25 protein-coding genes are annotated in these 25,006 nt (G+C 65.0%); 19 read left to right on the forward strand and 6 right to left on the reverse strand.

Translation table 11 applies throughout. The features are described from left to right. The first annotated feature begins 235 nt into the window (after positions 1-235). The 8 genes from HD883_RS25110 (at position 236) to HD883_RS25145 (ending at position 7,707) form a co-directional block, all read left to right on the forward strand. On the forward strand, positions 236-1,258 hold the full coding sequence (locus HD883_RS25110) for a sulfate ABC transporter substrate-binding protein (RefSeq protein ID WP_179590540.1): 1,023 nt from the start codon (positions 236-238) through the stop codon (positions 1,256-1,258). Between the two features lie 76 nt (positions 1,259-1,334). Then, a complete protein-coding gene (cysT, locus tag HD883_RS25115) occupies positions 1,335-2,228 on the forward strand; it encodes a sulfate ABC transporter permease subunit CysT (RefSeq protein ID WP_179590538.1) in 894 nt (297 codons plus the stop codon). Further along, positions 2,228-3,157, forward strand: a complete 930-nt coding sequence (gene cysW / locus HD883_RS25120) for a sulfate ABC transporter permease subunit CysW (RefSeq protein ID WP_179590535.1) — start codon at positions 2,228-2,230, stop codon at positions 3,155-3,157. Before cysT ends, cysW begins: the two co-directional genes overlap by 1 nt. An 18-nt stretch (positions 3,158-3,175) precedes the next feature. Continuing rightward, complete coding sequence (locus HD883_RS25125; protein WP_179590533.1) at positions 3,176-4,234, forward strand: sulfate/molybdate ABC transporter ATP-binding protein; 1,059 nt, start codon at positions 3,176-3,178, stop codon at positions 4,232-4,234. After that, a complete protein-coding gene (locus tag HD883_RS25130) occupies positions 4,231-5,022 on the forward strand; it encodes a phosphoadenylyl-sulfate reductase (RefSeq protein WP_179617616.1) in 792 nt (263 codons plus the stop codon). The genes HD883_RS25125 and HD883_RS25130 overlap by 4 nt, the downstream gene beginning before the upstream one ends. Before the next feature lie 3 nt (positions 5,023-5,025). Beyond that, on the forward strand, positions 5,026-5,940 hold the full coding sequence (gene cysD / locus HD883_RS25135; protein WP_179617617.1) for a sulfate adenylyltransferase subunit CysD: 915 nt from the start codon (positions 5,026-5,028) through the stop codon (positions 5,938-5,940). After that, a complete protein-coding gene (locus HD883_RS25140) occupies positions 5,940-7,256 on the forward strand; it encodes a sulfate adenylyltransferase subunit 1 (RefSeq protein ID WP_179590531.1) in 1,317 nt (438 codons plus the stop codon). The genes cysD and HD883_RS25140 overlap by 1 nt, the downstream gene beginning before the upstream one ends. A gap of 112 nt (positions 7,257-7,368) precedes the next feature. Beyond that, entirely contained in the window at positions 7,369-7,707 is a 339-nt protein-coding gene (locus HD883_RS25145; protein ID WP_179590529.1) for a hypothetical protein, read from the forward strand. Here the strand turns inward: HD883_RS25145 and HD883_RS25150 are convergent. Genes HD883_RS25150 through HD883_RS25160 form a run of 3 tightly spaced genes read right to left on the reverse strand, consistent with a single transcriptional unit; the run spans position 7,676 to position 10,930 of the window. Further along, complete coding sequence (locus tag HD883_RS25150; RefSeq protein WP_179590527.1) at positions 7,676-8,098, reverse strand: YbaN family protein; 423 nt, start codon at positions 8,096-8,098, stop codon at positions 7,676-7,678. The genes HD883_RS25145 and HD883_RS25150 overlap by 32 nt on opposite strands. Positions 8,099-8,128: 30 nt before the next feature. Next, positions 8,129-10,408: an ATP-dependent helicase gene (locus HD883_RS25155; RefSeq protein WP_179590525.1), complete on the reverse strand. Its 2,280-nt coding sequence runs from the start codon at positions 10,406-10,408 to the stop codon at positions 8,129-8,131. Positions 10,409-10,459: 51 nt separating this feature from the next. Next, the gene (locus HD883_RS25160; RefSeq protein ID WP_179590523.1) at positions 10,460-10,930 is read right to left on the reverse strand and encodes an Lrp/AsnC family transcriptional regulator; all 471 of its coding nucleotides are present in this window, start codon (positions 10,928-10,930) and stop codon (positions 10,460-10,462) included. A 195-nt stretch (positions 10,931-11,125) separates the two neighbouring features. Here HD883_RS25160 and HD883_RS25165 point away from each other — a divergent pair, with 195 nt between their 5' ends. The 4 genes from HD883_RS25165 (at position 11,126) to HD883_RS25180 (ending at position 16,136) form a co-directional block, all read left to right on the forward strand. Beyond that, positions 11,126-12,109, forward strand: a complete 984-nt coding sequence (locus tag HD883_RS25165; RefSeq protein ID WP_179590521.1) for a tripartite tricarboxylate transporter substrate-binding protein — start codon at positions 11,126-11,128, stop codon at positions 12,107-12,109. A gap of 8 nt (positions 12,110-12,117) precedes the next feature. After that, positions 12,118-13,008, forward strand: coding sequence for an alpha/beta hydrolase (locus tag HD883_RS25170; RefSeq protein WP_179590519.1), 891 nt, complete (start codon positions 12,118-12,120; stop codon positions 13,006-13,008). Positions 13,009-13,083: 75 nt separating this feature from the next. Next, complete coding sequence (locus tag HD883_RS25175) at positions 13,084-14,463, forward strand: FAD-binding oxidoreductase (RefSeq protein WP_179590517.1); 1,380 nt, start codon at positions 13,084-13,086, stop codon at positions 14,461-14,463. 245 nt (positions 14,464-14,708) lie between these two features. Further along, the gene (locus HD883_RS25180) at positions 14,709-16,136 is read left to right on the forward strand and encodes a PA0069 family radical SAM protein (RefSeq protein WP_373563488.1); all 1,428 of its coding nucleotides are present in this window, start codon (positions 14,709-14,711) and stop codon (positions 16,134-16,136) included. 236 nt (positions 16,137-16,372) lie between these two features. Here HD883_RS25180 and HD883_RS25185 read toward each other — a convergent pair whose 3' ends face one another. After that, complete coding sequence (locus HD883_RS25185) at positions 16,373-16,990, reverse strand: hypothetical protein (protein ID WP_218863666.1); 618 nt, start codon at positions 16,988-16,990, stop codon at positions 16,373-16,375. 116 nt (positions 16,991-17,106) lie between these two features. Here HD883_RS25185 and rpsP point away from each other — a divergent pair, with 116 nt between their 5' ends. The 7 genes from rpsP (at position 17,107) to HD883_RS25220 (ending at position 22,951) form a co-directional block, all read left to right on the forward strand. Next, positions 17,107-17,367, forward strand: a complete 261-nt coding sequence (gene rpsP / locus HD883_RS25190; RefSeq protein ID WP_179590513.1) for a 30S ribosomal protein S16 — start codon at positions 17,107-17,109, stop codon at positions 17,365-17,367. 160 nt (positions 17,368-17,527) lie between these two features. Next, positions 17,528-18,178, forward strand: a complete 651-nt coding sequence (gene rimM / locus HD883_RS25195; protein WP_179590511.1) for a ribosome maturation factor RimM — start codon at positions 17,528-17,530, stop codon at positions 18,176-18,178. Between the two features lie 85 nt (positions 18,179-18,263). After that, positions 18,264-19,025 carry a tRNA (guanosine(37)-N1)-methyltransferase TrmD gene (gene trmD, locus HD883_RS25200; protein WP_179590809.1) on the forward strand — a complete coding sequence of 254 codons (762 nt, stop codon included), beginning with the start codon at positions 18,264-18,266 and terminating at the stop codon, positions 19,023-19,025. Positions 19,026-19,170: 145 nt separating this feature from the next. Next, a complete protein-coding gene (gene rplS, locus HD883_RS25205) occupies positions 19,171-19,587 on the forward strand; it encodes a 50S ribosomal protein L19 (RefSeq protein WP_179590509.1) in 417 nt (138 codons plus the stop codon). 442 nt (positions 19,588-20,029) lie between these two features. Next, a complete protein-coding gene (locus tag HD883_RS25210) occupies positions 20,030-20,704 on the forward strand; it encodes a CoA pyrophosphatase (RefSeq protein WP_373563489.1) in 675 nt (224 codons plus the stop codon). A gap of 79 nt (positions 20,705-20,783) precedes the next feature. Continuing rightward, on the forward strand, positions 20,784-21,959 hold the full coding sequence (locus tag HD883_RS25215; protein ID WP_179590505.1) for a CobD/CbiB family protein: 1,176 nt from the start codon (positions 20,784-20,786) through the stop codon (positions 21,957-21,959). 425 nt (positions 21,960-22,384) lie between these two features. After that, entirely contained in the window at positions 22,385-22,951 is a 567-nt protein-coding gene (locus HD883_RS25220; protein WP_179590806.1) for a ferritin-like domain-containing protein, read from the forward strand. Positions 22,952-22,995: 44 nt separating this feature from the next. Here the strand turns inward: HD883_RS25220 and HD883_RS25225 are convergent, their stop codons facing one another. Together HD883_RS25225 and rsgA are read right to left on the reverse strand one after the other, a co-directional pair. Then, complete coding sequence (locus HD883_RS25225) at positions 22,996-23,880, reverse strand: EAL domain-containing protein (protein WP_179590503.1); 885 nt, start codon at positions 23,878-23,880, stop codon at positions 22,996-22,998. 117 nt (positions 23,881-23,997) lie between these two features. Continuing rightward, positions 23,998-24,945, reverse strand: a complete 948-nt coding sequence (gene rsgA / locus HD883_RS25230; protein ID WP_373563478.1) for a ribosome small subunit-dependent GTPase A — start codon at positions 24,943-24,945, stop codon at positions 23,998-24,000. Positions 24,946-25,006 lie beyond the last annotated feature (61 nt).

Genomic DNA, 25,006 nt, shown 5'->3' on the forward strand with positions numbered 1-25,006 from the left:
GATGCTCCTTGGGCGGGACGCAATCTCCCGTAAACCGCACATGGTGCCGTTTACGTAAGCCATATCCAACGACCGTCTTTGCATGACCTCATCTGCTCAGCGCATAAAGACACGAATGTTCTAACGTACCCCTTCCATATGGCTTTATGGAATAAACAATAAGCAAAGAGTTCGTTCCCTTGTTGCGCCGCGTCATGGATTATGGCGGCTCGACAATGAAGCAGGGGAAGCGGGCATGACACGTTGGAAGACTCTGGGTGTGGCGGTGGCCTTGGCATCGATGATCGCCGCGGCGCCTGCCGTGCATGCGCAGACCAAGCAGACCTTGCTGAACGTGTCGTACGACCCGACTCGCGAGCTGTACAAGGACATCGACAAGGCGTTTGCCGCCAAGTACCTGAAGGAAGCCAACGTTGCCGTGACCGTGCGCCAGTCGCATGGCGGCTCGGGCACCCAGGCGCGTTCGGTCATCGACGGCCTGGATGCCGACGTGGTCACGCTGGCGCTGGCCTATGACATTGACGCCATTGCCGAAAACGCCAAGGCCTTGCCTGCCGACTGGCAAAAACGCCTGCCGCAGAACAGCTCGCCTTACACGTCCACCATCGTCTTCCTGGTGCGCAAGGGCAATCCCAAAGGCATCAAGGATTGGGGCGACCTGATCAAGCCGGGCGTGTCGGTCATTACGCCCAACCCCAAGACCTCGGGCGGCGCCCGCTGGAACTACCTGGCCGCCTGGGCCTATGCCTTGGCGCAGCCGGGCGGCAACGAAGCCAGTGCGCGTGCCTATATCGGTGAATTGTTCAAACACGTGCCCGTTCTGGATAGCGGCGCCCGCGGCGCCACGACCTCGTTCGTGGAACGCGGTCTGGGCGACGTGCTGCTGGCGTGGGAAAACGAAGCGTTGCTGTCCCTGAAAGACCTCGGTCCGGACAAGTTCGAAATCGTGGCGCCCTCGCTCAGCATCCTGACCGAACCGCCGGTGGCCGTTGTCGACAGGAACGTCGACAAGAAGGGCACTCGCGCCACGGCCGAGGCGTATCTCAAGTTCCTCTACACGCCGGAAGCCCAGGAAATCATCGCCAAGAACTATTACCGCCCGCGGGATCCGGCAGTGGCCGCCAAGTACGCGTCCGCCTATCCCAAGGTCAAGCTCATCACCATCGACGATGTCTTCGGTGGATGGCAGAAGGCGCAAAAGACCCACTTCGCCGACGGCGGGACGTTCGATCAGCTTTATCAACCAGGCAAAAAATGATTCTTGGCGTAGCTTCAAGCTGCGGTAAACGGAGCGCGCCACGGGCGCGCCGTTTGCGTTCCGGACGGGGTGCTGCATGAGCGCCCACGCACCGGCATCGCTGCCGCCCGTTGTGTCCCGACCGTCCCGGCCTCTTCGCGCACGGCGCGTTGGCGTGCTACCGGGCTTCGGCCTGAGCATGGGCTTTACCGTGCTCTATACCAGTCTGATCGTGCTGATACCGCTGTCCGCGCTGTTCTTCAAAAGTGCGACGGTGGACTGGGCCACGTTCTGGGCCACCGTCACGGCGCCGCGCGTGGTCGCGTCCTATCAGCTGACCTTCGGGGCCGCCTTCATTGCGGCCCTGGTGAATCTGGTGTTCGGGTCCATCGTGGCGTGGTGCCTGGTGCGCTACACCTTTCCCGGCAAGAAGATCGTCGACGCCCTGGTCGACCTGCCGTTTGCGCTGCCCACCGCGGTGGCAGGCATTGCACTGACCGCGCTGTACGCACAGAACGGCTGGCTGGGTCGCTATCTGGAACCGCTGGGCATCAAGGTCGCGTACTCGCCGCTGGGTGTGGTGGTGGCGCTGATCTTCATCGGCCTGCCGTTCGTGGTGCGTACCGTGCAACCCGTGCTGGAAGACGCCGAACGCGAACTGGAAGAAGCTGCGGCCAGCCTGGGGGCCGGGCGGGTGCAGACCTTTGTGCGCGTGTTGCTGCCCACCTTGCTGCCAGCCCTGCTGACCGGATTCGCGCTGTCGTTTGCCCGCGCGGTGGGGGAATACGGGTCCGTGGTCTTCATTTCTGGAAACATGCCCATGGTGTCCGAAATCACGCCGCTGCTGATCATCAGCAAGCTTGAACAATACGACTACGCTGGCGCGGCGGCGATCGCCACCGTCATGCTGGTGTTCTCGTTCGTGCTGCTGCTCGCCATCAATGCCTTGCAATGGTGGCAAGCCAGGCGCGGCGTCGGGAGGGCGATCTGATGTCCGCCTCCCGTCCCGATCATCTGACCGAACCGGTCGCCGTACGCGTCCTGCTGCTGGGCATCGCCTTTGCGTTTCTTGCGTTGTTCCTGGTGCTGCCGCTGGTGGCCGTGTTTGTCGAGGCCTTCAAGAAGGGCTGGGTGCTGTATCTGGAAGCCCTGGTGGAACCCGATGCCTGGTCGGCCATCAAATTGACCTTGCTGGTCGCGCTGATCGCGGTGCCGCTCAACGTGCTGCTGGGTATCTCGGCCGCGTGGTCGATTACCAAGTTCCAGTTCCGCGGCAAGCAGGCGCTGATCACCCTGATCGACCTGCCGTTCTCGGTGTCGCCGGTGGTGGCGGGCCTGGTCTATGTGCTGCTGTTCGGCAGCCGGGGCTGGTTCGGGGAATGGCTGCAGGCGCATGACCTGAAGATCGTCTACGCGGTGCCGGGGGTGGTGCTGGCCACCACCTTTGTCACCTTCCCGTTCGTGGCGCGTGAACTGATCCCGCTGATGCAGGCGCAGGGCAGCGAAGAAGAGCAGGCCGCGCTGACCCTGGGCGCGTCGGGCTGGCAGATCTTTCGCCGTGTCACGCTGCCCAACATCAAGTGGGGCCTGCTGTACGGCGTGATCCTGTGCAACGCGCGCGCCATGGGAGAATTCGGGGCGGTGTCGGTCGTCTCCGGACGGATCCGGGGCGAGACCAACACCATCCCGTTGCACGTCGAAATTCTGTACAACGAATATGCCTACCAGGCGTCGTTTGCGGTGGCCTCCATGCTGGCGGTGCTGGCGCTGGTGACCCTGGTGTTGAAATCATTGGTCGAGTGGCGATCGTCGCGGCAGGGCGCCGAAGCCGGCCTGCCCGCCGAGTACCCCGGTCCGGCCGCAAGCGCGGCGCCGGGGCCGGGCCAACCCCCGGTTCGACCACAGACCCTTGCCGCATGATCGGCACAAGGATTCCCCATGAGTATTGAAGTCCGCAATCTGTCCAAGGCCTTCGGGTCCTTCAAGGCGCTCGACAACATTTCGCTGCATATCGAATCGGGCGAACTGGTTGCGCTGCTGGGCCCGTCGGGCTGTGGCAAGACCACGCTGCTGCGCATCATCGCGGGACTGGAAACGGCTGACCAGGGCAGCGTGCTGTTTTCGGGCGAAGACGCGACCGACGTGCACGTGCGTGAACGCCAGGTCGGCTTCGTGTTCCAGCACTACGCGTTGTTCCGGCACATGACCGTGTTCGAGAACGTGGCGTTCGGCTTGCGCGTCAAACCCCGCAGCATTCGCCCGAGCGATGCCGAGATTCGCGAGAAGGTCCACCGCCTGCTGAACCTGGTGCAGCTGGATTGGCTGTCGGACCGCTACCCGTCGCAACTGTCGGGCGGACAGCGTCAACGTATCGCGCTGGCGCGGGCGCTGGCCGTGGAACCGCGCGTGCTGCTGCTGGACGAGCCCTTCGGCGCCCTGGATGCCAAGGTCCGCAAGGAACTGCGCCGCTGGCTGCGCCGCCTGCATGATGAACTGCATGTGGCCAGCGTGTTCGTGACGCACGACCAGGAAGAAGCCCTGGAAGTGGCCGACCGCGTGGTGCTGATGAACCAGGGCAGGATCGAACAGGTGGGCACGCCGCGCGAAGTGTGGGAACGCCCCGCAACGCCATTCGTGTACGGCTTCCTGGGGGACGTGAACCAGTTCCAGGGCCGGGCGCACGGCGGCGTGGTCGATGTGGAAGGCTATGCGCTGCAGACGCCTGAACACGCATCGGCGCAAGACGCCAAGGCGACCGCCTATGTGCGCCCGCACGAGTTCGACGTGCGACGCGGCGCGGCCGGCGATGAAGGCATCGTCACCACGTTTTCGCGTGCGTACCTGTCGGGCCCCAGCGCCTATCTGGAACTGGTGCGCGAAGGGCGCGAGAACCCGATCGAAGTGGAGATTCCGGTCTCCGAATTCCAGCAACTCAATCCGCAGAACGGCGAAACGCTGGTCATCCGGCCGCGCAACGCCCAGGTATTCTTGACATGAGCACGACATTGCATGAAAGCGCGGCGGCAACGCCACCCACGGCCGCGCCGCGTTCACCCGCCGCGGCGGATGCGCGTTACGACACCCTGGTGGCCACGCTGCGCGACATCGCCGCCGAGCACCCCGACGTCGTCCTGGCGTCGTCGCTCGCCGCCGAAGACATGGTGCTGACGCACGCCATCTTCGCAAACGATATTCCGATCGAAATCTTTACGCTGGATACCGGCAGGCTCAATCCCGAAACACTGGGCATGATCGACACGATCACCGCGCACTATGGCAAGGCGATCCGCGTGGTCCGCCCCGATCCCGCCGCGGTGGAGCAGTACGTGACCGAGCACGGCCCCAACGCCTTCTACGAAAGCGTGCCGCTGCGCAAGGCCTGCTGCGAAATCCGCAAGGTGGTCCCGCTGCGCGGCGCACTGGCCGGCCACAGCGCGTGGATCACCGGGCAGCGGCGCGAGCAGGCCGTAACGCGCGGCGAGTTGCCCGACCGCGAACACGACCCGGTGTTCGGTCTGGAAAAGTACAACCCCCTGGTGCTGTGGACGCAAGACGATGTGTGGCAGACGCTGCGCCGGCTTGGCGTTCCGACCAACCCCCTGCATGACCGGGGCTATCCGTCCATCGGGTGCGAACCCTGTACCCGCGCCATCCGCCCCGGCGAAGACCTGCGTGCCGGCCGCTGGTGGTGGGAGTCGTCCGACTCCAAGGAATGCGGGCTGCATGCGGGCAATGTGTCCGCCACTCCCGTCTCTGTTGTTGAATTTTCGAAGCGTTCAGGCTGAATCATGTCCACTACTCTGACCCCCACGCGCAGCCATCTCGACTGGCTGGAAGCGCAGGCCATCTTCATCATGCGTGAAGTCGCGGCCGAATGCGCCAAACCCGTGCTGCTGTTTTCGGGCGGCAAGGATTCCTGCGTGCTGCTGCGGCTGGCTGAAAAAGCCTTCCGCCCGGGTGCGTTTCCGTTCCCGATGATGCACATCGATACCGGCCACAACTTCGAAGAAGTGATCACCTTTCGCGACGCCCGCGCCGCCGAACTGAACGAGACCCTGATTGTGCGCAGCGTGGAAGATTCCATGAAGCGCGGGTCGGTCGTGCTGCGCAAGGAAACCGATTCGCGCAATGCCGCGCAGGCCGTCACGCTGCTCGAAGCCATCGAAGAATTTGGCTTTGACGCATGCATCGGCGGCGCGCGCCGCGATGAAGAAAAGGCGCGCGCCAAGGAACGCATCTTTTCGTTCCGCGACGAGTTCGGCCAATGGAATCCGAAGGCCCAGCGCCCCGAGCTCTGGAACCTGTACAACACGCGCGTCCACAAGGGCGAGAACATGCGCGTGTTCCCGATCTCGAACTGGACCGAGCTGGACGTGTGGCAATACATCGCCCGCGAAAACCTGGCGCTGCCATCGATCTATTACGCGCATCAACGCGACGTGATCCGCCGCAAGGGCCTGCTGGTGCCGGTCACGCCGATCACTCCGCCCGCCGATGGCGAAACGATCGAGAACGTGACGGTGCGCTTCCGCACGGTGGGCGACATTTCGTGCACCTGCCCGGTGGCGTCCGACGCCGCCGACCCGTACGCGATCATTGCTGAAACCGCCGTGACCGACATTACCGAACGCGGCGCGACCCGCATGGACGACCAGACCTCCGAGGCCTCGATGGAGCGCCGCAAAAAAGAAGGCTATTTCTGATGAACGCGATGACTGATCCCGCATTCTTTTCCACCGAAGATACCGGCGTGCTGCGCCTGATCACGGCGGGTTCCGTGGACGATGGCAAGTCGACCCTGATCGGCCGCCTGCTGTATGACAGCAAGGGCATCTTTGCCGACCAGCTCGACGCGATTTCGCGCGCCAAGTACAAGCGCACCGTGGGTGACACGATTGACCTGTCCCTGCTGACCGACGGCCTGGAAGCCGAGCGCGAGCAGGGCATCACCATCGATGTCGCCTACCGCTATTTCTCGACACCCAAACGCAAGTTCATCATTGCCGACGCGCCGGGGCACGAGCAGTACACCCGCAACATGGTGACCGGCGCATCGACGTCCGATGTGGCCATCATCCTGATCGATGCGACCCGTGTGGTCGACGGCCAGTTGCTGGCGCAAACGCGCCGCCACAGCATGCTGGTCAAGCTGCTTGGCCTGCAGCATGTCGTTGTCGCCGTCAACAAGATGGACCTGGTGGGCTGGGACGCCGCCGTGTTCGACCGCATCCGCGAAGCGTATTCGGTATTGGCGGCCCAGCTGGGCATCGCGCATTTTCATGTGCTGCCGCTGTCGGCGCTGACCGGCGACAACGTCGTGACCCGTTCGCCCAACACGCCGTGGTTCGATGGCGAGCCGTTGCTGGCGCTGCTCGAATCGCTGGAAGTGCGCGAAGGCACCGATCACCACGCGCTGCGTTTCCCCATCCAGATGGTGGCGCGGCACGGGGGCGACCGGGCCGATGATTTTCGCGGGTATATGGGGCAGGTAGCCAGCGGCACCTTGCGCCGCGGCGATCGTATCGTCGTGCAGCCGGCCGGCACCGAAGCGACCGTCAAGGACCTTGTGACCTTCGATGGTTCGGTGGATGTGGCCATTGCCGGTGATGCCGTGACCGTGGTGTTGAACGAAGATGTGGATGCGTCACGGGGCGACGTGCTGTCCCATGTCGAGACCGCCGGCACGGTCACGCGTCAGTTCGATGCCGAGATCTGCTGGCTCGATACCCAGGCGCTGAACCCGGCGCGCAAGTATTTGCTCAAGCAGGGCACGCGGCTGACGTCGGCCAAGATCAAGTCCGTGGTCTCGCGCCGTGACATTCACGAACTGCTCGACGTGCAGGATGGCAATGTGCAGCTGGCGATGAATGACATTGGCCGCGTCGTGATCGCCACGCGCGATCCGTTGGTGGTGGATCTGTACGACGAGATCGCCACGACGGGGGCCTTCATCCTGATCGATGAAGCGACCCACCAGACGGCCGCGGCGGGCATGGTGCGCAAGGCTGTTGCCGACTGAGGCAGGCTGAGCCCCGTCCAGGGCTGCATGGTAAAAAAAGGGCTGGCGTGCACGACCTGATCGACAGGTTGTGTGCGCCGGCCCTTTTTCCTTGTCTGTGGAGCGTTCTATCGTGGCTTTGCCCGTGGGAGAAATCCTGAGTCTTGCCAATGTGCTCGTCGATGTGTCGGGCCGGTTGATGAAGAGCTACAAGAACCGCAAGCGTATCGCCGCGCCCGACCCCAACGCCGATCCGAAGGACCAGGTCCACAGCCTGGTCGAGCAACTGCATCAGCTCGAAGCCGTGCAGGAAAAGCAGGCCGAGCTGATCCTTCAATTGACCGAACAGATGCAGAGCGTTACCCAGGCGCTGGCCGTGCAGGATCAGCGCACGCGGCGTGCGAACTGGGCGCTTGCGGCCGCACTGATCGCGTTGGGCGTCAGCGTGGTGGTGGGGTGGGTGACGAGGTAGCGGGGGCGACGCCGCCTGGCGGCTCGGGCCGCAACCACAGCCACGTGGCCACGATGACCATCACGGCCGACCCCAGCGCAGCATATTCCCAATGATTGGCCGTCACGAACAGCAGCACGGCGCATAGCGTCATCATGATGGTCGCGCTCCACTTTGCGCGGCGGCTGACCGAACGGTGGGCGCGCCAATCCCGGATCATCGGCCCGAACAGGCGATGCCCTTCCAGCCACGCGGCCAGGCGAGGCGACCCGCGCGATGCCAGAGCCGCCGCCATCAGAATGAATACCGTCGTCGGCAGGCCCGGCACGAAAATGCCGATCACGCCCAGGGCCAGGCAAAGCAGCGCACCCACCAGCAACAGGAAACGCACGACGGCATTCGGATGCGTCATCTGGGCCACCGTACGTGCGCAGCGTCAGGCTCAGGCATCGCGCCCGGTCTCCGGCCGCAGCCATTTCTGGAAGAGCCGCGTCGGCATGGCGGGCGTGATCCACCATTTGCGCTGGATGTTGTCCCACTGCGCACCCAGCTGTTTGGCGGCGTCTTTTTCGTCATAAGGCACGTCCAGGTAGACGCGCCCGGCCAGTTGCGGTGACACCGTGGGCGCGCGGGGCGCGGCCTGCACGGGCACGGCATGGGTGGGCAAGGTATGGGCGGTTAAGGCATGGGCCGGCGCCGCTCTGGCTGCGCGCACGGCCGCGGCGGGCCGCGCCGCCAGGCGCATTGCCTGGACATACGGATGTCCTTCGCCCGCGGGCGTGAACAGCGTCAGCGTATCGCTGGCCCGGGTGATCGCCACATAGAACAGCCGCCGTTCTTCGCCAGGTTCAGCGCGCGCATCGGGAAATTCGCCACGCGCCAGCCAGGGCAGCAGCACATGCTTCCATTCCTTGCCCTTGGCGTCGCGCACGGTCGACAGGGTCAGCCGCTGCGCATGCTTCTTCAATGCCCCGGATCGAGCCTGGGCTTTGTCCAATGCCGCCAGGAACTGGCCGGCATCCAGCCCGGTGCGCGCCGCGTAGGCAATGAAGCCGGCGATCGACCGGCTGACGGCGTCGGCCTGGTGCTGATGCACGAACAGGCGGCGGGTGGTGTCCGCAATGTTCAGGTGGGTGGCGGCATGCTGCAGCAGACGGCCCGCATTCCACTGGTTGCGTTCCGCAATCAGTGCATCACATACCGCGGCGAACCGTTCGCGCCATCGCCGCGTGACGGGATCGGGCGCACGTTCGCCCTCGTCGCTGCGGGTCAGCTGGCCGCGATGAAAGTCGCGCAAGGTATCGGGCTGGCGGGCGATGGTGCGCTCGGCGTCGGTCCACTCGGCTTCCGAATAGCGCAGCCCGGCAAACATGCCCAGCGCCCGCAACACGCCCCGCACTTCGGCCGGCGTGGTCACCGGCGCGATGGTTCCCTGCACGATGTGCAGGATGCCGCGCAGCATCAGCACTTCGACCCGGTGAAAGTAGCTGGAAAAGCATTCGGTCTGATACGGCACGCCGTGCTCGATCAACGTGTTTTCCAGTTCGATGCTTTGGTGATGGTCGCGCAGCAGCACCGCGCAATCATTCCAGCGGGCATCGGCCGACGCCTGGTTCAACTGCATCAGCGCGTCCAGCACCTTCAGGGCGCAATCGCCGGTGCCCGGGCGGGCGCCGTTGCCCGTGCCGCTGCTGTTGCCATCGCCGCCGCTGCCGTTGTCACCGCCTTGCGACGCATATGTCGTCACCTGGACGTCAGTGTCCGTGGTGCGCGATGACGTAAAGGGCTGGCCGGTCAGCGCCGCTGCGCCCGCGCTCAGCGTCGCGCCGCAGCGGAATGACGCCGTCAGCGGCAGCCGCTCGGTACCCGGGAAACGCGCCAAAAATGCCTCGCCCATATAGCGGGGATCGGCGCCGTTCCAGGTATGAATGACCTGTTCGCGGTCGCCCGCGGCAATGATGCGAGTACCCGGGGTCGTCAGGTGGGCCAGCAGGTCGACATGGCCCGCGTTGGCGTCATGCCATTCGTCGGCCACGATCAGCGCGTGGCGTGGCAGCTCGGGCCCGCCGGTTTCCACCGACAGAATGCCCAGCGCGTCGTACACCAGGTCCTGTTCACTCTGGAAGGCATAGCTGCCATAGTCCAGGCAGCGCATGCGTTCGTATTGCCGGCAGATCGCGACCAGGCCGCGCGGCAGGTCCAGGCTTTCGGCAAGCTCGTCGTCGGGTTCGTCATCGAAGCGGCGCATGGCCAGCGTGCCCTTCAGGCGCGACATCTGATTGAGTAGGATCTCGGCGTGCAGATTGCTCAGGTCGTAGCTGTAATCGGGGTCGGCATCCTGTGCTTCGGACGCCAGTTCGATCGCCTCGAACAGATAGGGGCGGACGGCTTCGGCCGATTCCAGATAGACCGCGGCGCCGTCGATCACGCCCGATTCCTGCCAATGATCCAGCAGGCTCTTGGCGTACGCGGGGTAGGTGGCCACCTGAACGTGCCGCGATGCGCTGGCCTGGGCGAGCCGCTGGCGGAACACCTGCTCGGCCGCGGGCGTGAACACCAGCACCAGAATGTCGCGCGCCGGCATGCCCTGGCGTTCACGGTGGGCCACGCAGTGGGCAAGGGTGGTGGTCTTGCCCGACCCCGCCACGGCGCCGATCAGCAGGGCGCGTCCGGGGTGGCCGATGATCTGGCGTTGTTCGGGTGTCAGCAAAAGAGAAGCCATGGGCAGAAGTGTAATTCAGCCCCGCCGCGGGCGGCCCGGTGGCGCGGCTGCCTAGTCCGGCATCGGCAGGTCGTTGAAGTGCTTGAATTCCTGTAGCGAAAACGACGTCTGGACCTGCTTGACGCTGGGCAGTCCGTGCAGTTTCTGCTGGAGCAATTCAGAATAGGCATCCAGGTCTTTGGCCACGACCATCAGCAGGAAATCGGACGGGCCCGATACCCCATGAAACATCACGACTTCCGGGATTGCCTGCACGGCCTCCACGAATTGGGCCGAACAGGCATCGTTCTGGAAGTCAATGCTGATGCTGACGAAGGCCACGACGCCATAGCCGAGGGCCCGGCGATTGAGCCGCGCGTGGTAACCGGCGATCAGGCCGGACGTTTCCATCTGGCGGATGCGCCGCCAGCACGGCGACTGCGAGAGGCCGGTCATCTGCGCCAGTTCGCCCGAGGTCAGCCGCGCATTCTGCTGCAGGGCCACCAGCAATTGGCGGTCGACGTCGTCGGTGGGTACTCGCATAGTCATCTCCGTGCTTGCGCGCCGTTTGAATAGATTATTCAACGAAGTGTAGCTTGCGGGTGTATTAGCGCAAAATAAGTGGATTCATTGAATAGTACGGATGGGTCATGCTACGATCCAGCGACGCCCGGCCAGGCCGTTTGCCTGCCGCTTTCTCCTGGCGCCGCCCCCCTTTCCAGGAACGACGAGGTCACCATGAAGTTGAAGAATGCTGTCAAGACATTGACCTGTGGCGCCGCGGCGCTGGCGCTGCTGACAGCGGCGTCCGCCGCCTTTGCGCAGTCGGCGCCCATCCGGATCCTCGTCGGCTTTCCTCCAGGGGGCAGCACCGACGTGATCGCGCGTCATCTGGCCGTCGGCCTGCAGCATGAATTGAATCGCACCGTCGTCGTCGAAAACCGGGCCGGCGCAGGTGGCCAGATCGCGGCGCAGGCGCTGAAGGGCTCGCGGCCCGACGGCCTCACGCTGTTCCTGTCGAACAGCCACACCGTGTCGATGATCCCGCTGACCCTGATCAATCCCGGCTTCGAGATCAAGGATTTCACGCCCGTCGGCCTGGTTGCCGTCAACCCCGATGTCTTCGCCATCAACCCCGCCGTGGTGGGTGCGCCCACCGCCGGTCTGCGTGACTTCGCGAACTGGGCCAAGGCCAATCCGGGCAAGGGCAACGTGGGTGTGCCGGCGCCGGCCAGCGCGCCCGACTTTGCGGTTGGCGTCATTTCCAATGCGCTGGGTACCGACCTGAAGTCGGTGCCGTATCGCGGCGACGGCCCGGTCGCGCAAGACCTGGTTGCCGGCCAGATCGCCGCCGGTATCGGCTCGGTTGGCGCCATGCTGCAATTTGCCAAGGCCGGCAAGGTGCACATCGCCGCCGTGAACGGCACGCAGCGCCTGGCCTTGCTGCCGGACGTACCGACCTACGCCGAGCAGGGCGTGACGGGCTATGAAGAAGTCATCTTCACCGCCATGTTCGCGCCGGCGGGCACCCCGACCGACCTGGTCCAGACCTATAGCGCCGCCATCAGCAAGATCGTGAAGTCGCCCGACTTCATCGAAAAGCTGAGCGCGCTGGGCATCTCGGCCCAGAGCAGCACGCCGGCCGAACTGGGTGACCGCGTCGCCAAGACCAACCGTGCGTGGACCACCATGGTCAAGAACGCCGGCTACAAGCCGATGTGATTGGCCGGATGACTGTTCAGTTCACGGACGCCGATCGCGAACGCGAGTACTCACCCAGTTCGTGCATCGGCGGCAATTACGCACCTTTCCTGCAGGCGTACGCCGACCTGAGCGCCCACGCGCTCGACCGGCATGCGGTGCGGCGCGATCTGTCCTATGGCGTCGAACCGCGCCAGAAGCTGGACCTGTTCCTGCCCGCGCCCGATGACGGCGCGGTGGCCGTGGCGGGCACGCCCCGTCCGGCCTTGCTGGTGTTCATCCATGGCGGCTACTGGCAGGAACTGTCGAAAGACCAGTCCCTGTTCGCCGCGCCGGGTGCGCTGGCGGAAGGCGCGGCGTTTGCCGCGGTGGACTACACGCTGGCGCCCCATGCCACCGTGCACGACATGGCCCTGGAATGCCGCACGGCCCTGCGCTGGCTGCACGCGCACGCCGACGAATTCGGCTATGACCCGTCCCGCATTGTCGTGTCGGGCAGTTCGGCGGGCGCGCATCTGGCGGCCATGGCCGGCCTGCGGTCCTGGGCCGATGACGCCGATCTGCCTGCAGGCCTGCCTGCGGCGTCGGTGCTGGTGTCGGGCGTCTACGATCTGTTGCCGTTGATCGGCACGTCGATCAACGACGCGCTGTCGCTCACGTCGGCCGACGTGACGGCGATCAGCCCCCTGCGTATGTCCGCCCTGGGCGCGCCGCCATCGGTCGTGTGCTGGGGCGAGATCGAAACCGGCGAATTCAAGCGCCAAAGCCAGGCGTATGCTGACGTGCTGGCGGCCGCGGGCGCACTGACCGACCGCTTCGAGATTCCTGCGCGCAATCATTTCGATGTCATCATCGACCTGACCACGCCCGGCACCCTGCTTGGGGATGCCTGCCTTGCCTGGCTGCGCGCGCCGCGCTGACGGCGCCGCGCCCACGCGGGCACTGCCCAGCGCCGTCCCCTGGCGGCGCTTTCCTTTTTGCCTGACGGATTTGCCATGAAAGAACAGTTGATACAAGACCTGCGCGCCCTGTTGGGCGACGAGGCCGTGCTGACCGGAGACGCGGTGACAGGCCGCAGCGCAGGCGCCTTTCGGCCCGATTCGCTGTCCGCCTACGCGCTGGTGCGCCCCCGGACCACCGCCGACGTCGCCGAAGTCATGAAGCGATGTGCGGCCATGGGCCAGCCGGTCGTGACGCACGGTGGCCTGACCGGACTCGTGCGCGGCGCCGATGCGTCGCCTGACGAGCTGATCCTGTCCATGGAACGCATGACGCGGATCGAAGGCATTGACGTGGCCGGCCGCACCATGACGGTCGAAGCCGGCGTGACGCTGCAGCAGATCCAGGAAGCCGCCGCCGCCGTGGACCTGTACTACGGAGTGGACTACGGCGCGCGCGGCACGGCCACCATTGGCGGCGGCATTGCCACCAACGCCGGCGGCAACCGGGTGATCCGGTTTGGCATGACGCGCGCGTCGGTGCTGGGCCTGGAAGCCGTGCTGGCTGACGGCCGCGTGATCTCGTCCATGAACACCATGATGAAGAACAATTCGGGCTACGACCTGAAGCAGTTGTTCATAGGCAGCGAAGGCACGCTGGGCGTCGTGACGCGTGCGGTGATCCGTCTGCACGAAATGCCCGCCAGCCAGTGCACGGCGCTGGTCGCGGCCACCGATTTCGACGCCGTGGTGCGCTTGCTCAAGCACATGGACCGCAAGCTGGGCGGGCAACTGGCCGCCTTCGAATTGATGTGGCAGGCCTATTTCGACCTGGTGTCCACCCCGCCGGCGCAGGGCCGTTCGCCCTTTGCCGAACGCTATCCGTTCTACGTGCTGCTTGAATCGCTGGGCGCCGACCAGGAAGCCGACAGCGTGCGGTTCATGCAGGCGCTGGAAGAGGCCATGGCCGACGAGCTGATCGTGGATGCCACGGTGGCCCAGTCGCTGGACCAGCGCGATGCGCTCTGGCGCATGCGCGACAGCGTCGAAGAAATGTTCAAGTTCGGGAAGTCCTTCAACTACGACGTGTCCTTGCCCGTGTCCGAAATGCGGGCCTACGCCGACGGCGTGTCGGCCGCCGCCAAGGCCAACTGGCCGCAAGGCCGCTGCTGGATCTTCGGCCACATGGGCGACGGCAATCTGCATGTGTCGTTTTCGGTGGGCGACGGGTCGGACGAGACCAAGCACCGTATCGACGAGATCGTGTACGGCCCGCTGGCCGCGTTCCGCGGCGCCGTGTCGGCCGAACACGGGATCGGCCTGGACAAGCGGGCCTGGCTGGGCGTGTCGCGGACCGAAGAAGAATTGGCGCTGATGCGGCAATTGAAGGATTTCCTGGATCCGCAGGGGCTGCTGAATCCGGGCAAGGTGGTGTAAGAGGCGGGGGCTGAGGAAAGGCGCTGAGGAAAGGCTCTGAGTAAAGGCGCCGAGGAAAGGGCTGAGGAAAGGCGCTGAGGGCAGGCCTTGGTGCGGAGGCTCAGTTGTGGAAGCTGGATGTTTTCGCCCAATGCTGACTTGCCACGGATACTGTATGGATATACAGTTATTCCATGGACCACGCGCACCTTTCTTCTTCCGACCCCTTTCCGCCCGATGTCGAGGCGGAACCTGCCTGGCAGCCGCTGCGGCCGCTTCCTTTCAAGGGGCGGGGCGCGGTCAGGAACGTCGCCCACCGCTTCGAAAACGACGCCCGGCAGGCGGCCGACGACGGCTGGAACGGCGGGTGGGCCGGGCCGGATGGTGAAAACACGGGGCGGGCCGACGGGGCAGGGGAAGCCCGGGCCGGGAATGCTCGGGCCGGGAACGCTGAGTCCAGGAACGCTGAGACTGGGCACGCTGAGGCTGGGAATGCTGAGGCCGGGAAGGCCCAGGTTGGGAACGCCCAGGCTGGGAACGCTCAAGTCGGCAATGGTCAGGCCGGGAATGCTTACGCCAGGAAGGGTTACGCCAGGAATGCTCAGGTAGAGGCCGCTCCGCCCGCCGACCCGCCGTGCGACGAGGCATTGCCGCCGCTGCGCACCACCGTCACGGTAGAACGTGCCCGGCAGATCCTGTCGCGCAACGAATCGCCCGACATACCTTTCGACCGCGCCATCAATCCTTACCGGGGATGTGAACACGGCTGCGTCTACTGCTTTGCGCGGCCCACGCACGCCTACCTTGGCTGGTCGCCGGGACTGGATTTCGAGACCCGGCTCATTGCCAAGGAAAACGCGGTCGACGCGCTGCGGCGCGAACTGTCACGGCCGGGTTATCAGGTGGAGCCCATCAATATTGGCGCGGCCACTGACGCCTACCAGCCGATCGAAAAGCAGTGGAAGCTGACGCGCGGCCTGCTCGAACTGCTGCTGGAAACGCGGCACCCCGTAACGATCGTGACCAAGGGCGCCCTGTTGACGCGGGACGTCGACCTGTTGGCTAAGCTGGCTGAACGCAACTTGGTGGCGGTGTACGTCTCCGTGCCCACGCTGGACCCGGACGTGGCCCGCAAGCTGGAACCGCGCGCGGCTGCGCCGCACCGGCGGATTGAAGCCGTTCGAACCTTGAGCTCGGTAGGCGTACCGGTTGGCGTGTCGCTGGCGCCCGTGATTCCCTTCATTACCGACGACCAGATGGAACACGTGCTGGCCGCCGCACAGGATGCCGGCGCGCGCACGGCGTTCTATACGATGCTGCGGCTGCCGTGGGAGGTCAAAACCATCTTCAGCGACTGGCTGGACGCGCACTTTCCTGATCGGGCGGCCCGGGTGCTGCACCGGATCGAAGATCTGCGCGGCGGCAAGCAGAATGACCCGCGCTTTGGCACCCGCATGCGGGGTGAGGGGATCTGGGCGGAACTGTATGCCCAGCGTTTCGCCGCCGGGTTGCGCAAGGCTGGCATGGTGCGCGAACGGGTGGAACTGGACCGGACGGCGTTCGTTGCACCTGCCCGGCCAGCCAGTGGGCGTGGGGCGCGCGCGTCAGGTGCGTCACGTCCATCGGGTGCAACGAGTGGGGCAGGGCAGGCAGGCGTGGCAAGTCCGGCCCCGCAATTGTCTCTGTTCGCCTGAAGCAGGAGGGCGGTGGGTGGCGCCCCATGGTGCGCACTGGGCGAAAGCGCTTCGCCGAACGGGCGTCCGTGCATTGAACTCCGCGCGATGCCAACCTTGCCTGATGCGATTGCGCACCCGGCGCTTCGGGCTTGGTGCGCCGGCGTCCTTGGCTTGACGCCCCCGGTACCAGCGCCCCTGGGACCAGCGCCCCTGGAACCAGCGGCCCTGGAACCAGCGCTTTGGAACCCGCGCCCCTAGAACCAGCGGCCTTCGAACACCGCCTGGAAGAACAGCGCCAGGCCGGTCACCAGGATGCTGCTGCCAACGGCCAGGGTGGCGATGGCAACCAGCACCGGGAGCCAGCCGGTGCGGCTGCGGCGTGGGTGTCCGGCGTTATAGCGCGCGTCGAATTTTTCGTCGGGCGTCAGGCACAGCACCAGGGCGTGGATAAAGCCGCCCACGACCGGAATCAGGAACAGGAAGAACGCGGGCGAGAAATACCAGGGATCGGCCCGCAGCGCCGTGCCCACGGTCAGGAGCGAGAACGCCAGGACCAGCCAGGCACGCGGCAGGCCCAGGTACCACAGCTGGGCGCCAGTGCAGCCGAGCACGGCCGCCAACAGGCCTGCCACGGCCTTGTGGCGAAAGTGGCGGGCCGGCTGCACGGAAGCGTCGCCCGGGTTGGCAGGTACAGGATTGGCGCCCGGGTTGCCCGGTGCAGTGGCGGCGCCCGGGCTGTCCGGTGCAGTGGCGGCACCCGGGTTGCCCGGTGCTGCGGCAGCGCGCGCGTCGGCATGTGTAACGGTGGCTCCTGCGTTGCCCGCTGCCGTCGAATTTGGGGTAATTCCGGTCGAAATGTGGTGGGAATCCATCGATGAACACCTTGATTTACAAGGACTTTACCTGATGGCGGCTTGCAGGTGGGGTCAGAGCACGCTATACTTTTTGGCTGTTTGCAAGTCAACCCTCTTTTTTAGGATTACCTACCATGGTGGTGATTCGTATGTCGCGCGGCGGTTCCAAGAAGCGCCCATTTTACAATCTGGTCGCTACGGATTCGCGCAACCGCCGTGACGGCCGTTTCATCGAACGCGTGGGTTTCTACAACCCGGTCGCTTCGGAAGGCGAAGAAAGCCTGCGTATCGCACTGGACCGCGTCGAATACTGGAAGCAGAACGGCGCCCAGCTGTCGCCAGTCGTTGCTCGTCTGGTCAAGGGTTACGGCGAGAAGGTTGCTCCGGCAGCCTGAGCTTGACTCTGTGTGTGAACGCCATTGACCGGCTGATTGCTTCAGCTGGTTGATTATCCGGGCCGGTTGATCGTCGCCGACAGCGTGTGTCTCCGCTGCGCCGCGTCACCGGCCCGGGTCTGTGTTTGATCTGTGATCCATTCCCCGCTCAAGGTTCGCCATGTCCGATGATCGCGACGCCGGCGCACCGACGCCAGACGCCACCGCACCCACCGACCTGATCGAGGTCGGCCATATTGTGGAAGCGCTGGGGGTGCGAGGTGGGCTGAAGGTCCAACCGTACTCGTCGCAACCCGACACCCTGCTTGCTGCAAAGGTGTGGTGGCTGCGCAAGACGCCGAAGGGCGCTCAGCCGGTGGCTGGAGCGCAGGTTCTGAAAGTTTCGGTACTGAACGCGAAGCGGCATGGTGCAACCGTGTCGGCAACGTGGGCAGGTGTGAATGATCGCGATCAGGCGCAAGCCTGGCGCGGCTGGTCGGTCCTGGTGCCGCGCAGCCAGTTTCCGGCGCCTGCCGAGGGCGAGTTCTACTGGGTCGATCTGATCGGCTGTCAGTTGCTCGGTCTGGGCGAAGACGACCCGAAAACCGGCGAAGCGCCCAAGATCGTGCTGGGCAATGTGGTGGACGTGACCGATAACGGCGCGCATTCGATCCTCCGGGTCGAGCGGGTGTCGCCCGATGACGCCACGCAACCGCTGCTCGATGCGAAAGGCAAGGTCCAGGAAATCCTGGTGCCGTTCGTCGATGCGTTCATCCGCAACGTCGATCTGTCCGGCCGCGTGATCGACAGCGACTGGCCGGCAGATTTCTGACGTGAACGAGGGTGTGACCCGCGACGTGAATGCCGGTGTCGCCGCCAGCGGAACGCCAGACGTCGCGCAGCCATCGTCTGCCGGTTTGCGGTTTGATGTCGTCACGCTGTTCGGCCCGATGTTTTCCGCGGTGACCGAGCAGGGCGTGACAGGAAGGGCGCACACGCAGGACCGGTGGCGCCTCACGACGTGGAATCCCCGTGATTTCACGACCGACGTGCATCGCACTGTCGACGATCGCCCTTACGGTGGCGGTCCGGGCATGGTGATGCGGGTCGACCCGCTCGAAAAGGCGGTGGCGGCGATCCAGGCGGATCGCGCTTCCGCAGCACCCGTGATCCTGATGTCGCCGCAAGGCCGGCGTTTCGATCAGGCCCGTGCCCAGGCACTGGCCGACAGTCCAGGCGCAATCCTGGTGTGCGGGCGGTACGAAGGCATCGACCAGCGATTCATCGACCGGTGGGTGACCGAAGAAATCTCGCTGGGCGACTTCGTGTTGTCGGGCGGGGAAATCGCCGCATTGGCGGTCGTGGATGCCACCGTGCGCTTGTTGCCGGGTGTGCTGAACGACGGCGAATCGGCAGTACAGGATTCGTTCAACGAACACCTGTCCGGCCTGCTGGATTGTCCGCATTACACCCGGCCGGAAGTGTTCGATGGTGTGCCGGTACCCGACGTGCTGATGTCGGGTCACCACGCCAATATCGTCGTCTGGCGACGGCGCCAGTCGCTGGAAGCCACGGCGCGCAAGCGGCCCGATCTGATCGTGGCGGCGCGCGAGCGGGGCTGGTTGAGCCGCGACGATGAAAAATTTCTGTCCAGCCTGGTACGGCGGGGCGGGAAATAAGATGGCTGGTGTCCGCTACGGTGGACAGCAGCCGGACGCAGATCTGCCGGGCATGGGCCTGGCGGGGTTTAACCCCATCCTCTGGAAGCGGTGGCATCGCCATAACACTTGGCCGCTTTGAATGATGGTTGACGGAGTAGTAAAGATGAATCTGATCCAGATCCTGGAACAAGAAGAAGTCGCCCGCTTGATGGAAAACAAGACCATCCCCGCATTCGCTCCTGGCGATACGGTTGTGGTCAACGTCAATGTGGTTGAAGGTACGCGCAAGCGCGTTCAGGCATACGAAGGCGTGGTTATCGCCCGTCGTAACCGTGGCCTGAATTCGTCGTTCATCGTTCGCAAGATTTCGTCTGGCGAAGGTGTCGAGCGTACGTTCCAGTTGTACGCACCTACCATTGCCTCGATCGAAGTCAAGCGTCGTGGCGATGTGCGTCGTGCCAAGCTGTACTACCTGCGCTTCCGCTCGGGCAAGTCGGCACGGATCAAGGAAAAGCTGGTTCGCAACAGCTCGGCGGCGCAAGCTGCTGCAGCTGCAGCAGCCAAGGCGTCGGCGCAGTAAGCGCAACGTCCTCCTTGGACGCAGTGGTGATAAAAACGGCCTCCGGTTTCGGAGGCCGTTTTTTTGTCCCCTCCTTGGCGCTTCGCGCCTCCCCCAGAGGCGGCACTGGCGGACTGGCGGAGCCAGATCCGCGGTGCCCTGGATTTTGGCCCCCCCTTGGCGCTCTGCGCCTCCCCCAGGGGCGGCACTGGCGGACTGGCGGAGCCAGATCCGCTGTGCCCTGATTTTGGGCCTCCGTTGAATCTGCTAGTCTCACCAATCCTGTCATATCTGCTTACTTGCGGCGCCGTGTTGCAGTCGTTTTGCGATAAGACTGCCGTATCCTTCTGACATGTCCCGTTCCGACGCTTCCGACTCCTCCCTGTTCCCGCCGCCAGGCGGTGATGCCGGCACGGCGCCGGCTGCTGATCGCACGGTGACCTTGCCGGCCCGGCGCAAGCCGTTGGGCCCCGGCTTCGATCCTGCTTCCCAGCCTTGGGAGGCGAACCCCACCGGTTTGCATGCCGTGCCGCCCGATCGTCTGACGGCGAGGGCCTTGCGCGCCCGTTTCGCGCGGCCGCCTGCGTGGACGCCCGAGTCTGCCGAGACGTGGTCTACCCGTTTTCCGGGGCCGGAGACCGGCCTCAGGCTGGCGTCGGTGCTGGTGCCCTTGGTAATGCGTGCATCGGGTTTGCAGGTCATGCTGACCCAGCGCACGGCGCATCTGCACGACCATGCGGGGCAGGTGAGCTTTCCGGGGGGCCGGGTCGAAAAGACGGATGCGTCGGTGATCGCGGCCGCGCTGCGCGAGGCGCAGGAAGAAACTGGCTTGCCGCCCGAGAAGGTGGAGGTGATCGGCCAGTTGCCCGATTACGTGACCAGCACCGGCTACAACATCGTGCCGCTGGTGGGACTGGTGCAACCGGATTTCGACCCGGTGCCCAACCCGTTCGAGGTGGCCGAGGTGTTCGAGGTGCCGCTGACTTTCCTGATGGACCCGGCCAATCACCGGGTGCACCGCGTGGCCTTGCCGCACAACGGCAGCCATACGTACTTTTCCATGCCCTATGGGAAGTACTTTGTGTGGGGCGCGACGGCGGGCATGCTGCACAATCTCTATCGTTTCCTCGACGCCTGATCTCTGTGCGCAACGTGGCTGGCGTGATGTGCGCGCAGGCCATCTCCCCGATCGACCCGATGCCCGCTAGAATCCGCCTATGAGCTTCTTTGCCCTTTTACTCGCCTTTCTCGCCGAGCAGATCCGCCCCTTGCCGCGTCACAACGCCGTGCACGAGGCCGCTCGAAGTCTGATCCGCTGGGCCGGCCACGCCCTGGATGCCGGCAGCGCCAGTTACGCCGCGTTTGCGTGGGCGCTGGCGGTCGTAGTGCCGACGCTATTCGTGTTGGCCCTGGGCTCGCTGATGTGGGCCATCCACCCGATCTTCTCGCTGTTGTTCCACGTGCTGGTGCTGTGGTTCACGCTGGGCTTCCGGCAGTTCAGCCATTACTTTACCGAGCTGCAGCTGGCGCTGGCGCGGGGCGACCTGCCGCTGGCCCGGCGGCACCTGCATGACTGGATGCGCAGCACCGACGAAACCTGGACCAGCGATACGCTGACGCTGCCCGAGATCTGCCGCACGGCGATCGAAGAAGGCGTGGTGGCCTCGCACCGCAATGTCTATGGCGTGCTGTTCTGGTACGCGGTGCTGCCCGGGCCGGCAGGCGCCGCGTTGTACCGCCTGGCAGGGATGGCCCGGCATGAATGGGCTGCTCGGCCCGACGCCTTTGGCAACATCGCGCGCCGCGCCTTTGCCGTGCTCGACTGGATTCCCGCGCGCATGACTGCGATCGGCTTTGCCATCGTGGGCAACTTTGAAGAGGCGCTGTATGGCTGGCGTCAGCGCGCGGCCCTGTGGCCCGATCCGCAGCGCGGCATCGTGGTGGAAAGCGCGGCAGGCGCGCTTGGCGTGCGGCTGACGCCTTTGCCACCCAAGCCGCTGCTGCTGACGGCGACGGCGGCGACAGCCGCAGCGGCTGCGAGGGTTCTAACGGCACCCTTTGGCGCGTCGGCGCCGGGTTCGCTGCCCCCGGGCTCGTTCCCTTCGGCCGAGGTGGCACCAGGCGATGTCCCCCCAGTCGGTGTCCCCCCAGGCAGTGTCCCCCCAGGTAGTGTCCCCCCAGGCACGGTGCCGCCGCTGGAGGGCGTCACGCCGGAAATGGCGTCCGCCGCTGCGGCCAGCGACGCCGGCGCCGCGAATGAGCCTCCCGACGATGCGGAGCGCCGCCTGCCCGATCCGCCGGCACTGCATGCCGCAGTGGGATTGCTCTGGCGGTCGGTGGTGTTGTGGATGTTCCTGCTCTTGCTGCTCTCGCTGGCAGGCTGGGCGACGTGAATGACTGCCTCGCGAAAGCTCGAATAATCCGGCACGCATGCATGAACATCCCGCTCGTCGGCGGGTAAATGAGAGTCAGCCTTGATCGTTTCGGCCCGTTACGCAACGGAGTGCGCAGCAGGTCTCCATATGTAATCGCAGGCGGCCCAGTGCCGCCTTCGTAGTTTTTACCGAGCCAGGTCCGCGACACGGTAGAGCAGGGTATCCATCCGTAACTGGCGGCGATAACTTGCCAGCAAGGGAACGCGGCGACCAGACGGCAGGGACATCCCCCACCGTGTAAGGCCTTGCATGGTCCCCCGCCTGAATGCGTGTGATTTGCAAGACGGGCCGGGCGAGTCGGAAGAGTTCGTTACATCGCTCCTTGAGACGCAGGACTATCCTTGATCGGGTCAATTCCTCATCCCTTGGAGCACCTCATGGATATGCCAGTCAAGAACGACGCGACCCAACAGAACGGCTCGCAGGACAAGTTTCAGTTCGACCTCGAAGCGGTCCGTGCAAAGGCACGTCAGAACCTCGAGTCCGGCGCAGTGACGCAGGCCTATGCCGGCAACCGCGAAGAAATCATCAAGATGCTGAACGAAGCACTCGCGACCGAGCTGGTCTGTGTGCTGCGCTACAAGCGCCACTATTTCATGGCCAAGGGTATCCATTCGGAAGCCGTTGCCGCTGAATTTGCCGAGCACGCTGGCCAGGAGCAGGAACACGCTGATTCGATCGCCGAGCGTATCGTCCAGCTGGGCGGCGAGCCCGACTTCAACCCTGCCACGCTGCTGGATCGCAGCCATGCGCAATATGTTCCAGGCAAGTCGCTGCAGGACATGATTCGTGAAGATCTGGTGGCCGAACGTATCGCCATCGACAGCTACAAGGCCATGGTCGACTACATCGGCGCAGATGACCCGACCACCCGCCGTATGCTGGAACAGATCCTGGCCGTGGAAGAAGAGCACGCCGACGACATGTCGGACCTGCTGGAACTGAACTAAGGCAGTACGAGGGGCTACCCGCTTGGCGGGTCGTGCCCCAAGGATCAGGCTCTGACAGCCGCGTCCGCCAGCATGGCGGCCGGCAGATCAAAGAAGTAGCCCTGGCCGAAGGCTGCGCCAAGGGCTGCCAGGGTCTGCGCGATCCGTGGATTGTCGATGCGGGTAAAGACAAGCTGGGTCGCACCGTGCTCTGCGGCACGAAGCAGTTCGGGCACTTGCTGTTCGGGCTGGTTCAACGTGCGCACGTCGACCTTCATCACGTCAGGACCGAAAGCCTTGATACGCGCCATGGCAAGGGCTGCGCCCGACGCCTGTAGCGCGATCCCGAAACCGTAGCGGCGGTAGCTGCCGATCAGCTGTGCGGCCAGATCGGCATCGTAGGTTGCCGTCTCCGGAAGCTGCAGGACGATGCCGTGCGTGTCAGCGGCGGAATTCTCCGGTGACTTCCCCCGCGACACCCCCCGTGCTACCCCCAGCGGCACGCCCATCGCGTCCAGCATGTCACGGAAGGTATGGCCGTGGTCCTGAGCGATCGCCGCCAGCAGGCGTCCGTGCACGCGTAGGTGCAGCGGGACATTACTGCCCCCCTGCGACACATAATTGACGGTATGCACCACACGGCACAGGCGGTCCAGCCAGACCACCGTGGCGTCTTCGGCTGCGCGCGAAAACAATCCCCATGGGCTGATGGTGTCGCCGGCTTGTCCGCTGGAACGGGCATAGGCGTCGTAGGCGACAACGGTGGGTGCGGCATGCGGGTCGGCGGCGATTGGCGCGCCCAGGCGCACGATCCGCTGAAAGCCGCTGGCCAGATCGAATTCGTAGAAACGGCCCACGACCGTGCCGTCTGCCGTCACCCGCAGCGCCTTGCGCAGATCCGGGTACTCGCGCAGGGCGTTGATCAGGGTAGAGGGAGAAGGTCGTGTCATCGATCGGGTCCGCGCGCCAGGGTGGCCAGTAGTGAAGGGCGACAGGCTACGCGAAGCGGGCCGTGCAGCGAACGATCGATTTGGTCGAAGGTTATAACCGCCAGGCCCGTCGATCAATCAATACCGGACAGCGCTTTCGTTTTCCGCCAGCACACGCATGTACAGCGCGTGGCGGTATTCGCTGATCTCGCCGCGCTTCAGCGCGTCCAGCACGCCGCAGCCCGGTTCGTGCCGGTGCGTGCAGTTATAGAAGCGGCACTGCTCGGTAAATGGCTTGAATTCCGGAAACCCGTTGACGATGTCTTCGGGCGTCAGGTGCTGCAGTCCAAAGGCCTGGAAGCCCGGGGAATCGATCAGGTCGCCGCCAGGAGCCAGGGCATCGGGCAGGTGGTAGAGCCGTGTGCTGGTCGTGGTGTGCCGGCCGGCGCCCAGGGCGATCGAATGTTCCTGCGTTGGCGCGGCGGCTTCGGGAATCAGGGCATTGAGCAGCGTGGATTTGCCCATGCCGCTTTGCCCCAGCAACAGCGTGGTGACGCCGGCCAGCCGCGGCGCCAGGGTGGCCCGGGTGGCGTCGATATCGTGCGCGCTCAATTCGATCACCGGCACGCCCAGGGCAGCAATGCGGGCGAGCCGCTGGCGGGCGGCCGGCAGCCGGGTCACCTTGTCGACCTTGTTCAGGATCACGCAGGGCGAAATGTTGGCGCTCCACGCGCCGACCAGGGCGCGGCCGACCAGGTCGTCCGCAAAGTCGGGTTCGGTGGCCACCACGATCAGCAATTGATCGACGTTGGCGGCGAATTGCTTGGTGCGGAAGTCGTCGGACCGGTACAGCAGATTGCGGCGCGGCACGATCGTGTTGATCGCGCCTTCGGCCTTGCCTTCGATGGCAATGTCGACCACGTCGCCCACGGCGGCCGCGCCGCGCTTGCCGCGCGGGTAGCACTGCCGGCGGGACCCGTCCGGGAATTCCACCGTGTAATGCCGGCCGAAGGCTTCGACCACGCGGCCGCGGACAATGGTGGCGTCGGTAGGCTTGGCCGGGGCGGCGGCTTTGGGTCGGCTCACCGGACGGGGCTCGTGGCGCAGCGTGCGCGCGCTACGGAAAGTGCGGTCAAAGGCAAACCTG

The sequence above is a fragment of the Pigmentiphaga litoralis genome (assembly GCF_013408655.1).
Taxonomy (GTDB): domain Bacteria; phylum Pseudomonadota; class Gammaproteobacteria; order Burkholderiales; family Burkholderiaceae_B; genus Pigmentiphaga; species Pigmentiphaga litoralis_A.